The 12,790-nt window shown below is 62.2% G+C and carries 8 protein-coding genes and 2 pseudogenes; 3 read left to right on the top strand and 7 right to left on the bottom strand.

Annotation, left to right across the window (positions count from 1 at the left end):
• Positions 1-5: 5 nt before the first annotated feature.
• Entirely contained in the window at positions 6-2,255 is a 2,250-nt protein-coding gene (locus PPA02S_RS07855) for an ATP-binding protein (RefSeq protein ID WP_028634493.1), read from the bottom strand.
• A 342-nt stretch (positions 2,256-2,597) separates the two neighbouring features.
• Here PPA02S_RS07855 and PPA02S_RS22985 point away from each other — a divergent pair.
• Together PPA02S_RS22985 and PPA02S_RS22980 are read left to right on the top strand one after the other, a co-directional pair.
• A pseudogene (locus PPA02S_RS22985) lies at positions 2,598-2,845 on the top strand (spore coat protein U domain-containing protein); the annotation flags it as partial.
• 3 nt (positions 2,846-2,848) lie between these two features.
• Positions 2,849-3,001 (top strand): annotated as a pseudogene (locus tag PPA02S_RS22980) (Csu type fimbrial protein); the annotation flags it as partial.
• Between the two features lie 186 nt (positions 3,002-3,187).
• On the opposite strand, the gene PPA02S_RS07835 reads toward PPA02S_RS22980, so the two are convergent.
• The 4 genes from PPA02S_RS07835 to PPA02S_RS07820 form a co-directional block, all read right to left on the bottom strand.
• Positions 3,188-4,336 (bottom strand): M14 family metallopeptidase, encoded by a 1,149-nt coding sequence (locus PPA02S_RS07835; RefSeq protein ID WP_028634490.1) that lies wholly within the window; start codon positions 4,334-4,336, stop codon positions 3,188-3,190.
• Positions 4,337-4,489: 153 nt separating this feature from the next.
• Entirely contained in the window at positions 4,490-4,954 is a 465-nt protein-coding gene (locus PPA02S_RS07830; RefSeq protein WP_028634489.1) for a nuclear transport factor 2 family protein, read from the bottom strand.
• Positions 4,955-5,104: 150 nt separating this feature from the next.
• Complete coding sequence (locus PPA02S_RS07825; RefSeq protein ID WP_028634488.1) at positions 5,105-5,599, bottom strand: DUF934 domain-containing protein; 495 nt, start codon at positions 5,597-5,599, stop codon at positions 5,105-5,107.
• On the bottom strand, positions 5,583-7,235 hold the full coding sequence (locus tag PPA02S_RS07820; protein WP_028634487.1) for a nitrite/sulfite reductase: 1,653 nt from the start codon (positions 7,233-7,235) through the stop codon (positions 5,583-5,585). Before PPA02S_RS07820 ends, PPA02S_RS07825 begins: the two co-directional genes overlap by 17 nt.
• A gap of 213 nt (positions 7,236-7,448) precedes the next feature.
• Here PPA02S_RS07820 and PPA02S_RS07815 point away from each other — a divergent pair, with 213 nt between their 5' ends.
• Positions 7,449-8,525, top strand: a complete 1,077-nt coding sequence (locus PPA02S_RS07815) for an ABC transporter substrate-binding protein (RefSeq protein ID WP_028634486.1) — start codon at positions 7,449-7,451, stop codon at positions 8,523-8,525.
• A gap of 200 nt (positions 8,526-8,725) precedes the next feature.
• Here PPA02S_RS07815 and PPA02S_RS07810 read toward each other — a convergent pair whose 3' ends face one another.
• Positions 8,726-8,941: a DUF2970 domain-containing protein gene (locus tag PPA02S_RS07810; protein ID WP_028634485.1), complete on the bottom strand. Its 216-nt coding sequence runs from the start codon at positions 8,939-8,941 to the stop codon at positions 8,726-8,728.
• A gap of 60 nt (positions 8,942-9,001) precedes the next feature.
• Positions 9,002-12,709, bottom strand: coding sequence for a methionine synthase (gene metH, locus PPA02S_RS07805; RefSeq protein WP_028634484.1), 3,708 nt, complete (start codon positions 12,707-12,709; stop codon positions 9,002-9,004).
• Positions 12,710-12,790 lie beyond the last annotated feature (81 nt).

Genomic DNA, 12,790 nt, shown 5'->3' with positions numbered 1-12,790 from the left:
GTACCTCAGTGTGTCGCGGGGTGGCGCGGTAGAGTGAAATGGAAGCTGGCGCCTTTGTCGATCTGGCCGTCGGCCCAGACGCGGCCGTCGTGGCGTTCGATGATGCGGCGCACGCTTGCCAGGCCGATCCCTGTGCCTTCGAAGTCTTCCATGCGGTGCAGCCGCTGGAACACCCCGAACAGCTTGTTGGCGTACGCCATGTCGAAGCCTACGCCGTTATCACGGATGCACACCTCGACTTCCTCGGCATGCTGCACGGCAAACACCTCGATGCGAGCAGGTGCGCGCCCACGTGTGTATTTGATGGCATTGGCCAGCAGGTTGTTCAACGCCAGGTTGATGAAGGCGGGGTCTCCATGAACCTTGGGCAAGGGCGCAATGGTCCAGATGATTTCACGCCCCGCGTAATCCGGCGCGAGTTCAGCACGGATGGCATCGATCAAGGCATTGAGGTCTACATCTGACATGCGCAGCGCTGAGCGGCCCATTTGTGAAAAATGTAGCAAATTGTCGACAAGGCTGCCGGCAAAATGAGCGGCTTCGCCGATATGCTGCAAGAAGCGCTTGCCGCGCTCGCTGAAACCGGGGCCTTCGATTTCGCTGAGCAGTTCGGTGTAGCCGGCAATGTGCCGAAGCGGCGCACGCAGGTCATGGGACACGCTGTAGGAGAACGCCTCCAGCTCCTTGTTGGAGCGGCGCAGTTCGCCCGCCAGCTGGGCCATTTCTTCGGCTTTGCGCAGCACGATGCCCATCACCGCCGTACGCAGTTCGCTGACCCCCTCCACAATCAGTGGGTCCCACGGGGCACAATAGCCGCTCAGTTGTTCCTGCCAGCGCTCGAAGCTGTGCCGCGGGTCCAGGTTACCTTGCGGCCCCACCCGCTTGGTCGGCTGCCCCGCCCATTCAACAGTGCGTACCTGCTCGGGCCGGAACCACAGCAGGTAATGGGAATGGATCTGCGAGATGGCCACCGCCAGTATGCCGCCCACATGGTTGCCGAGCTCAGGCAACTCATCCACGTCGCGGCGCGCATTGTCGGTGTGGAAAACAACATTACCCGCACGCCGCGACAACCAATGCACCAGTGCGGTGACCTGTGCCTCGGGCGGTGTCTGACCGTATAGCTCGCAACGGTCAGCAGAAATGACAGCAGCGCCTTGCGCGTTGGCAAACGCCAGTAACACGTCAGGAACGGCATGCAGCCCCTCGCTGACGCTATCGTGGTCTGCCATGGAGGCGATCATGCGCACGATGTGCTGGCGCAGTTCTAGCAGCCGTTGAGTGTCGGCGTGTGACTCGCGGGATTCAATCTGCAGCGACAGCACACTGGCCAGCAGTTCGCAGGCAGTGCGGGTACGCAGGTCGACCGGGCGAGGCTGCGCGTTGTGGCAGGAAATCAACCCCCACAGCTTGCCATCCACCACGATCGACAACGACATGGAGGCGAGTGTGCCCATGTTGCGCATGTATTGCAGGTGTACCGGCGACACGCTGCGCAAGCTGGCAAAGCTCATGTCCAACGGTTTGCCGCTAAGCGGGTTGGTGCCCGGCACCAGCGGTGACGGCTGATAGTTGGCGTCTTCGATGACGCGGATGCGGTTGACCCGGTACAACTCACGGGCCTGGGCAGGAATATCGGATGCCGGGAAGCACAAGCCCATGAAGGTGGGGTAATCGGGGTCGGCGACCTCCGCCAGCACTTGCCCATTGCCTTCGGCGTCGAAGCGATAGGCCTTCACCCGGCCAAAACCGGTGACGCGCTTGAGCTGCAGCACCGTCTGGTGCAGCAGTTCTTCAAGGGTACCAGCCAGATGCACGGTGCTTATGAAGTTGCGCACCAAGGGGTAATAGTCGCCCTGCGAGGCCAAATCTTCCGGCAGACGTGGCGCCTCCAACTCGACGATCAGCGCCTGATCATGGCGGTGGGCCAGCATGTGCAATGCTTGGCGGTATGGAGCGCCTTCGCGAAGTTGCACATCGCCGATATGAAACGGGAAAACCTCATCTTGAGGAAGCCTGCCTAGATGCGCGCGCAAATCGAAGTCGCCAGTGACAACGTCACTGAAGGGCGAACCAACCAGCGATGCAGCGGATATGCCTAACCACTGCTGGGCGTTCTCGCTCGCCTGCAACACCCTCAGGTCATTTTCATCAAGCACAAGCAGAAAACCGTGTGGCTGAATGCTGCCGGGAATCTGGATAGGTTCCTGGGCACAGCGCTCCACCGCCTGGGCCAGCGTTAAGTCTGTCGTCATTGATGAAACGCTCCTGTCGATTAGGTCCATGCATGCCGCATGAGTCTGGGCAGGATGAAGGTGATACACCCTATCAGAATATCGCTCGGGTTGCCGTTGTTTGCCAATTTTGAGCGCGTCTTCAGCAAAGCGTTCGGCTCAGTGCGTTGGGGGTGTATCGCACGCCCTATCGCTTTTTTTGCTAATACCAAAAACGGCCTCTCCGCCCGCTTACCCATGCACCTCACTGCTACGCTCAAGACCAGCATAGATCGACAAGGGCCGAACAGGGAGGTTACGCCATGAGCCGCTCTTCGCTGTTGCTGTTGACCCTAGGGCCGCTGCTGGTCATCAGCGCTGCGTGGCCTGTTCGGGGATGTCGGGCCGGGCCGCCTTAGCAATGGGCGCGAGTTGCTGCCCTACCAACTGGCCGTCGACCCCAGCGGCTACAGCCGCTACGACGTCGGCCAACCCCGTGCGTTCACCATCGGCACCACCCGGCAGGTACCCATCCCCATCTACGGTGTGCTGGTAGCGCAACCCATGCACTGCCGGCCGGGCTGCCTGCCGGTGTCTATACCGATACGGTGGCGGTCGAACTGACGTTCTGAACCATGCGCGCAAGGTTTGTGGGGTGCTTCGCCGGGGTAGGCCTGTTGCTGGCAGCGCCGCTGGACGCAGCCACGGTCAGCACCTTTACCGTGTCGGCTCAGGTCGTACCCGGGTGCCAGGTGGTGGGCGGCACTACCCAGTACGGCACGCTGGATTAAGGCAGCCAGTCAGCGCTGTCCAGCGCCAGGCGTGCCAGCGCCGATGCAGACATCAACCCAGGTGCGGGCACCGGCACCGGCAGCCTGGTGTTCAACTACAACGCCAGGGTGTATACCGACCAGCCCACACCCCCGGCCGCGAGCTATTCCGATAGTGTGGTACTGGACGTTCAGTTCTGAGGCTCAGCGCAAGCGGTCGACCATGTGCGCCAGCGTGTCCAGTACGGCGCTGGCCAGTGCCTTCGACCGTGCGCCCGACCAGCCGGTGACCGCATTGGGTGCGTCGTCATGGTCCTTGAAAGGCATCTCCAAGGTAAGCGACAGGCAGTCGTAGGCCATGCCGACGGCGTTGCAGGCCAGGGTGGTGTTGGCCTGGCCGGGCGCGTCGCGGGTGTAGCCATGCTGCGTCTGGAAGTCAGCCGTCAGGCTGCACAGGGTGCTGCGGAAGTGCTCTTCAAGCTGGGCGAGGCGTGCAGAGTACCCCGGGTTGCCCTCGCAGGCGGCGGTGAACACGTGGGGGATTTCTTCGTCCCCGTGCACGTCGATGAATGCGTCCACGCCGTATTGCTTCATCTGCGCCTGGGCAAAGAACACTTCAGGCGTGAACTCGATGCTGGCGTCCTGCCAGGCGCGGTTGAGGTCCTTGCCCGGGTAGTTGGTGCGCAGGTGCCCGAGGAAGGCGCCGTCCGGGTTCATGTTGGGGATCAGGTACAGGTCAGCCTTGGCCAGCAGCTGCTGAATGGTTTCGTCGTTGGCTTGAAGGCGGTCGATTACGCCTTCCATGAACCACTCTGCCATGTGCTCGCCGGGGTGCTGCTGTGCAATCAGCCACAGCTTGCGCTTGCCCGGTGCGGCATCACCGGCCCGCAGCAGAGGGATATCGCGGCCCTGCACGCTGCGGCCACTGGCCAGCAACTCGACGCCGGGCACTTGGCGGGCACGTTCGATCAACTGGTTGTGGCGGGCGCGTGAGTAGGGCTCGAAATAGGCGAACCACATTTGTGGGTGCTCAGCTGTCACCTCGAACGACAGCGCCGTGCCGTCGAACTGGCTGGGCACCCGGAACCAGGTTTGCTGGTCATGGGAGGCCACGGCGTTGTAACCGTGCCAGGCGTTGCGATAGGAGGAGCCGGAGGCGTTTTCCAGGCTGAAACGGTGGGTTTGGCCAGGGGTAAGGCCGCTTGCCTTGAAGTGGAACCACTGGTAGTGGCCACTGTGGGTGTCCGGGCGTATGGCCAGCCTTACATGGGCGGGGTCATTGGCATCGATCACCTGGATGTTGCCGGAATCGAAGTCGCAGTCGATCTGCAGGGGGGACAGCGTCACGGTCATGTGCCGGGCTCCTGTGCGGGCATTGTTGTGGGCCTACTGTACACAACTTGGCGGCTGAACTGCGTGCAGGCAGGGCACCTTGCGCAGCCAGGTTGAAACAGGTGGCCCGCCAGCGTATCCATGCCCCAGCCGCCAAGGCTGCCCGGCCTGGCTTCAAAGCCCCAGTTCAGAGAGGCCGGGGTGGTCATCGGGGCGGCGCCCCAGCGGCCAGTGGAACTTGCGTTCGGTATCGGCGATCGGGTGCTCGTTGATGCTGGAGTGGCGGTTGTGCATCAGGCCGTCCTCGGCAAACTCCCAGTTTTCGTTGCCGTAGGCACGGAACCACTGGCCGCTGTCATCGCGGTACTCGTAGGCGTAACGCACGGCAATACGGTTGTCGGCGAAGGCCCACAGCTCTTTGATAAGGCGGTAGTCCAGCTCGCGGTTCCACTTGCGGGTAAGGAAGGCTTGTACCTCGGCGCGGCCACGGGGGAACTCGACGCGGTTGCGCCAGACAGTGTCCGGTGTATACGCCAGGGCGACTTTGGCGGCATCGCGGCTGTTCCAGCCGTCTTCGGCCAGGCGAACTTTCTCGATGGCGCTGTCACGGGTGAACGGGGGCAGGGGTGGGCGGGACATCAGGTAACTCCTCGGCGGGTGGCTGTGCAAGAGGAGCGTAGTACGCGGTTGGCGTGAGGAGAATGCTTACCTGCGGGCGTTGATAATTTCGCGTGGTGCAATAGCCAGTTGCGGGCAAGCCCGCCCCGCAACTGGCCGCAAAGCGAATGGTCAGCGACGACGGAACAAGGGCAGTGGCTCGTCGGTGGCGCCTTGGTACGTCACCGAAAAATCCTTGAGGCTTTGCAGGGCTTCTTCCGGGTTCTTGTCGGCGCGGATGGCAAAGGCGTCGAAACCGCAACGGGCCATGAAGAACAGCTGGTCGCGCAGTACGTCGCCGATGGCACGCAGTTCACCCTTGAAGCCAAAGCGGTCACGCAGCAGGCGAGCATTGGAATAACTGCGCCCATCGGTGAATGCCGGGAAGTTCAACGCAATCACCTGGAAGTGCTGCACGTCTTCGCCGATTTCTTCGGCTTCCTCATCGCTGTCCAGCCACACACCCAGGCCACCGTCACGGGCCTTGAGGGCATGGGCGTGGTCGCGCCACATCTGCAGGGGCACGATGTAGTCGTCGCAGTTGGTCAGCTCGTCGAACGAGGTTTCCTTGGGCAGCAGGTGCCAGGTTTCGTCGACGATCTGGTTGTTCTTAATGATTCGCTGCATACACGCGTTCCTTGAAGGGGTCGATGCCGATGCGCTGGTACGTGTCGATGAAACGCTCGTCTTCGGTGCGTTGCTCGACATACACGGCAATCAGCTTCTCGATCACGTCGGCCATGTCATCCTGTGCGAACGATGGGCCAAGGATCTTGCCCAGGCTGGCGCCGCGTGCAGCATTGCCGCCCAGCGAAACCTGGTAGAACTCCTCGCCCTTCTTGTCCACGCCAAGGATGCCGATATGGCCGACGTGGTGGTGGCCGCAGGCGTTCATGCAGCCAGAGATGTTCAGGTCGAGTTCGCCGATGTCGAACAGGTAGTCCAGGTCATCGAAGCGGCGCTGGATGGATTCGGCAATCGGGATCGACTTGGCATTGGCCAGCGAGCAGTAGTCGCCGCCTGGGCAGCAGATGATGTCGGTCAGCAGGCCGATGTTCGGGGTAGCGAAGCCCCCTTCACGCAGCTCCTGCCACAGCGCGTGCAACTGGCGCTGCTCGACGTCGGCGAGGATGATGTTCTGCTCGTGGGACGTGCGCAGGAAGCCAAAGCTGTAGCGCTCGGCCAGGTCGGCCACGGCATCGAGCTGCTTGTCGGTGAGGTCGCCTGGCGCCACGCCGGTAGGCTTGAGCGAGAGCGTCACCGCCACATAACCCGGGCGCTTGTGGGCGCGGGTATTGCGCGCACGCCAGCGGGCGAAGCCAGGGAAATCGGCATCCAGCGCGGCGTAGTCGACGTTTTCCAGCGCCAGGTAATCAGGGTCGACGAAGTGGCGCGACACGCGCTGCACCTCCGCTTCGGTCAGGGTGCTGCTGCCGCCGCGCAGGTGGGCCATTTCGGCCTCGACCTTCTGGGCGAACACTTCCGGGGTAAGTGCCTTGACCAGGATCTTGATCCGCGCCTTGTACTTGTTGTCACGGCGGCCGTAACGGTTGTACACGCGCAGGATCGCGTCCAGGTAGCTGATCAGGTCCTGCCAGGGCAGGAACTCGTTGATGAACGAGCCCACCACCGGGGTACGGCCAAGCCCACCGCCCACCAGTACCCGGAAGCCCAGCTCGCCGGCTTCGTTGCGCACCGGCTCAAGGCCAATGTCATGCACTTCGATGGCGGCGCGGTCTTGTTGCGAGCCATTGATGGCAATTTTGAACTTGCGCGGCAGGAAGGCGAACTCGGGGTGGAAGGTGGTCCACTGACGCACGATTTCGCACCATGGGCGCGGGTCGATGACCTCGTCTGCGGCCACGCCGGCAAACTGGTCGGTGGTGGTGTTGCGCAGGCAGTTGCCGCTGGTCTGGATGGCGTGCATCTGCACGGTGGCCAGCTCGGCGAGGATGTCGGGGATGTCTTCCAGCGCCGGCCAGTTGTACTGCACGTTCTGGCGGGTGGAAATGTGCGCATAGCCCTTGTCGTAGTCGCGGGCGATCTTGGCCAGGGTGCGAACCTGCCGGGCGTTCAGCTGGCCGTACGGCACGGCGACACGCAGCATCGGCGCGAATCGTTGGATGTAGAGGCCGTTCTGCAGGCGCAGAGGGCGGAATTCTTCTTCGCTCAGCTCACCGGCCAGGTAGCGGCGGGTCTGATCACGGAACTGCTTGACGCGGTCCTCGATGATCCGCTGATCGTACTCGTCGTATACGTACATAAAAGTCCTGTCTCAGGCATGCAGCTATTCGCGCGCACGGCCGCGCACTCCGGTACGGAGCCGGGGAACGATAGCAGGTTGCGGTTATGCGCTAAAGTGATGTTTTAGCATATGAAAAGAACCAAATGGACTATGTGAGACTGACTGCCATTTGTGCCGTCGATAGCCTTGGGGCGTTATAATCCGCGGTTTGCTTTGCAGAGATGTCAGCCCATGTTCAAGGCCCTTTGCCAAAGCCTGTGCCTCGCCCTGCCGCTGACGGCGGGGGCGCAAGCGGCTTCGGTGGTTTTCCTCAACCCTGGGTTGTCGAACGAAACCTTCTGGACCAGTTATACCCGCTTCATGCAGGCAGCCGCGGACGAGCTGGGCATGGACCTGCGTGTCGAGTACAGCGAGCGCCGCGCCGATGTGGTGATGAAACAGGCCCGCGCGGCCCTGGCTGGGCCGCAGCGGCCCGACTACCTGGTGCTGGTCAACGAGCAGTACGTCGCCCCGGAAATCATGCGCCTTTCGCAGGGTACCGGGGTCAAGCTGCTGCTGGTCAACAATGGCCTTACGGCTGGCCAGGCGCGCCGGGTAGCTGCCCAACCCGACAAATACGCCATGCCACTGGGTACGCTGACCACCAACGATGAGCAGGCGGGTTTCCAGATGCTCCACGAGATGGTGGCGCAACTGCCCAAGGGTGAAGGCACGTTGGACCTGCTTGCCTTTTCCGGCGTAAAGACCACCCCCGCCTCGCAACGGCGTGAAGACGGCATGCGCCGGGCATTGGCGGATTTTCCGCAGGTGCGCCTGCGCCAGGTGGTGTATGGCGGCTGGAGCCGCGAGCGTGCCTATGAACAGGCGCAGTTGCTGCTGCAGCGTTACCCCGACACCCGCCTGGTGTGGTCGGCAAACGACGAAATGGCTTTTGGGGCCATGCAAGCGTTCGAAGAGGCTGGGCGCAAGCCTGGGCGTGACGTGGTGTTCAGTGCGGTGAACAGTTCGTCCGAGGCCCTGCGTGCGCGTATTGACGGGCGTTTGAGCGTGCTGATGGGTGGGCACTTCACCCTCGGAGGGTGGGCCATGGTGATGCTGCACGATGATGCCAGGGGGTTGGCGTTTGCCCGTGACGGTGGTGGCAATTACAGCTTGCCCGTGCTGCAGAGCATTGACCAGGCGAAGGCCAGGCGTTGGCTCAAGCGCGTGGAGCTTGCCGATTACGGTGTGGATTTCAAGGCCTACAGCGCAGTGGGTCACCCGCCCAGCTATCGCTATCCGTTTCTCACGTCACCGGTCGAGTACTGAAAGCCCCTGCTTGAGGGAAGGGCATTGCTGGTCTTAACTGCTGGTGGTGAAGTGCATTCCCATAACCACTACAAGAGGCGATGCAATGGCCAACTCAACCAAGGCGCGTAAACCCGATAGCAGCGTGGATGCCTGGGCAATCCTCTGCCTGATCCTGCTGGTGGTCGTCACCGCGGTGTACTGGGTCAGCCACCAGTAAGCTAGCGTGCCAGGTGCAGGGCCAACTGCACCAGCCCGATCAAAACCGCCACGAAGGCCAGGGTGAACAGCACACCCAGCACGATGAAGTGGCAGGCCTTGCCGTGGGTGAAATCTCGCGCGCGGTTCTTGCCACTTTGCACGCCGAACGCGGCAGCAAGAATGCTCTGCAACATTTGCCACAGGGTTGGGGGTTTGCCTTGGCGATCATCGTCCATGGTGGCTCCTGGTTGCCTCACCGGGGATACCCGTAGGAGCGGGCATCGCCCGCTGCCACATCAGATATCGTAGCCCAGGTTGGGCGCAAGCCAGCGCTCGCTTACCGCCATGTCCTGGCCTTTGCGGGCGCTGTAGCTTTCAATCTGGTCCTTGTCGACCTTGCCGACCGCGAAGTATTGGGCCTGCGGGTGGGCAAAGTACCAGCCGCTCACGGCGGCGGCCGGGAACATCGCAAAGTGCTCCGTGAGGAACACGCCGCTCGGGCCGGTTTCACCGATGGCGCTGCCATCGAGCAGGCGGAACAGCGTCTGCTTCTCGGTGTGGTCCGGGCAGGCCGGGTAACCTGGCGCCGGGCGAATACCCCGGTACTGCTCCTTGATCAGCGCCTCGTTGTCCAGTTGCTCGTCGCAGGCATAGCCCCAGTACTCTTTGCGTACCTGTTCATGCAACCACTCGGCACAGGCCTCGGCCAGGCGGTCGGCCAGCGCCTTGACCATGATCGAGCTGTAGTCGTCGCCTTTATCCTGGTAGGCCTTGGCCACTTCCTCTGCACCAATGCCCGCCGTGGTGATGAAACCGCCCACATAGTCGGTCACACCGCTTGCCTTGGGCGCCACGAAGTCTGCCAGTGACCAGTTCGGTTTGCCGTCGGGCTTGATGGTTTGCTGGCGCAGGTGGTGCAGGGTGGCCAGAGGCTGGCCATCTTTGCCATACACCTCGATGTCATCGTCGGCCACCTGGTTGGCCGGCCAGAAGCCGAACACGGCCCGGGCGCTGATGAGTTTCTCGTCGATCAGCTTGTCGAGCATCTGCCGGGCATCGTCGTACAGCGCGGTGGCGGCTTCGCCCACCACCTCATCGGTGAGAATGCGCGGGAACTTGCCTGCCAGGTCCCAGGAAATGAAGAACGGCGTCCAGTCGATGTACTCGGCCAGGGTGCGCAGGTCGATGTCCTGCAGCACCTTCACGCCCGTGAACGAAGGCACTGCAGGCTGGTAGCCCGCCCAGTCATACTGAGGCTTGGCGGCAACGGCCCGGGTGTAGCTCAGGCGCTCGGTGCGGGCGCTGCGGTTGGCGGTGCGCTCGCGCACCTCCTGATAGTCCTGGCGGGTGCGTTCCACGAAGCCTGCTTTCAGCTCCTTGGACAACAGTTGGGTCGCCACGCCCACCGCACGCGAGGCATCGGTTACGTAGATGACGGCATCGTTGCTGTATTTGGGCTCGATCTTCACCGCCGTGTGAGCCTTGGACGTCGTCGCGCCGCCGATCATCAGCGGCAACTCGAAGCCCTGACGCTGCATTTCACGGGCCACGTGCACCATCTCGTCCAGCGACGGGGTGATCAGGCCAGACAGGCCGATGATGTCGCACTTCTGCTCCCGCGCGGTCTGCAGAATCTTCTCGGCAGGCACCATCACCCCAAGGTCGACGATGTCATAGCCATTGCAGCCCAGTACCACCCCGACGATGTTCTTGCCGATATCGTGCACGTCACCCTTTACCGTGGCCATCAGGATCTTGCCCTTGGCTTCAGGCTTGTCGCCCTTTTCCGCTTCGATGAAGGGGATCAGGTGCGCCACGGCCTGCTTCATCACCCGGGCCGATTTCACCACCTGTGGCAGGAACATCTTGCCGGCACCGAACAGGTCGCCGACCACGTTCATGCCGTTCATCAGCGGGCCTTCGATCACTTCGATCGGGCGTGCGCATTGCTGGCGGCAGGCTTCGGTGTCTTCGACGATGAACGCAGTGATGCCCTTGACCAGCGCGTGCTCAAGGCGTTTTTCAACCGGCAGCGAGCGCCACTCTTCGTTCTCCACTTCCTTGGTGGCGCCGCCGCCTTTGTAGTCGTCGGCAATCGCCAGCAACGCATCGGTGCCATGGGGCGTACGGTTGAGTACCACGTCCTCGACCTTTTCGCGCAACTGCGGCGGGATCTCGTCGTAGATTTCCAGCTGGCCGGCGTTGACGATACCCATGGTCAGGCCGTTCTGGATCGCGTGGAAGAGGAACACCGAATGGATCGCCTCGCGCACCGGGTTGTTGCCACGGAACGAGAACGATACGTTGGACACACCGCCCGAGCTGAGGGCATGGGGCAGGTGGTCGCGGATGTAGGCACACGCTTCGATAAAGTCGACCGCGTAGTTGTTGTGCTCCTCGATACCCGTGGCCACCGCGAAGATGTTCGGGTCGAAGATGATGTCTTCAGGCGGGAAGCCCACTTCATTTACCAGGATGTCGTAGCTGCGCTTGCAGATTTCCTGCTTGCGCGCAGCGGTATCGGCCTGGCCCACTTCGTCGAAGGCCATCACCACCACCGCTGCGCCGTAGCGCTTGCACAGGCGGGCGTGATGCTTGAACTGCTCCACGCCTTCCTTCATCGAGATGGAGTTGACGATGCCCTTGCCCTGAATGCACTTGAGGCCCGCTTCGATCACCTCCCACTTGGAGGAGTCGATCATGATCGGCACACGGGAAATGTCCGGCTCGCCGGCGATCAGGTTGAGGAAGCGCACCATGGCGGCCTGGGAGTCGAGCATCCCTTCGTCCATGTTGATGTCGATCACCTGGGCGCCGGCTTCCACCTGCTGCAGTGCCACTTCCAGCGCCTCGGTGTAGTTCTCTTCGCGGATCAGCCTGGCGAACTTGGCGGAACCGGTAATGTTGGTGCGTTCACCCACGTTGACGAACAGCGACTGGCGGTCAATGGTGAACGGCTCCAGCCCCGACAGCCTGCAGGCTTTGGGGATGTCCGGGATCACCCGCGGCGGGTACTTGGCTACCGCTTGCGCAATGGCCTGGATATGGCCTGGTGTGGTGCCACAGCAGCCGCCGATGATGTTCAGGAAGCCACTGGCGGCAAACTCCTCGACCACGGCAGCCATCTCGGCCGGGGTTTCATCGTACTCACCGAACGCATTGGGCAGGCCGGCGTTGGGGTGCGCCGAGACATGGGTGTCGGCCTTGCTCGACAGCTCTTCCAGGTAGGGGCGAAGGTCCTTGGCGCCGAGCGCGCAGTTCAGGCCTACCGAAATTGGCTTGGCGTGGCGTACCGAGTTCCAGAACGCCTCGGTGGTCTGCCCGGACAGGGTACGGCCGGAGGCATCGGTGATGGTGCCCGAGATCATGATGGGCAGTTCGACGCCATCGTCTTCGAACACCTGCTGCACGGCGAAAATCGCCGCCTTGGCGTTCAGCGTGTCGAAAATGGTTTCGATCAGCAGCAGGTCGGCGCCGCCCTCGATCAGGCCGCGGGTCGCTTCGACGTAGTTCTCTACCAGCGCGTCAAAAGTGACGTTCCGGTAGCCCGGGTCATTGACGTCGGGGGAAATGGAGCAGGTGCGGCTGGTGGGGCCCAGCACCCCGGCCACGAAGCGCGGCTTGTCGGGGGTTTCCAGGGTTTTGGCGTCGGCCACCTGGCGCGCGATGCGGGCGCCTTCGACGTTCAGTTCGTAGACCAGCGCTTCCATGCCATAATCGGCCTGGGAAATCTGGGTGGCGTTGAAGGTGTTGGTTTCGAGGATGTCCGCGCCGGCATCCAGGTAGGCTTTTTCGATGGCGGCAATCACGTCCGGCCGGCTGAGCAGCAGCAGGTCGTTGTTGCCTTTGACGTCGCTTGGCCAGTCGGCGAAGCGTGTGCCACGATAGTCGTCTTCCTCCAGGCGGTAGCTTTGAATCATAGTGCCCATGCCGCCGTCTAGAATCAGGATGCGCTCTTTAAGTGCTTGGTGGAGTGCTTGGAGACGAGCGCTGCGGTCGGACATATGAACTACCTGGTCGGGCGAATATCAGAAGGTGGCGAATCATAACAAAGCTGCGCGGTTTTTAGGCGTATCGCCCATTTG

Origin of the sequence: Pseudomonas parafulva NBRC 16636 = DSM 17004, from assembly GCF_000730645.1 — a bacterium.
Lineage (GTDB): Bacteria > Pseudomonadota > Gammaproteobacteria > Pseudomonadales > Pseudomonadaceae > Aquipseudomonas > Aquipseudomonas parafulva.
This window is presented reverse-complemented; position numbering and strand designations above follow the sequence as displayed.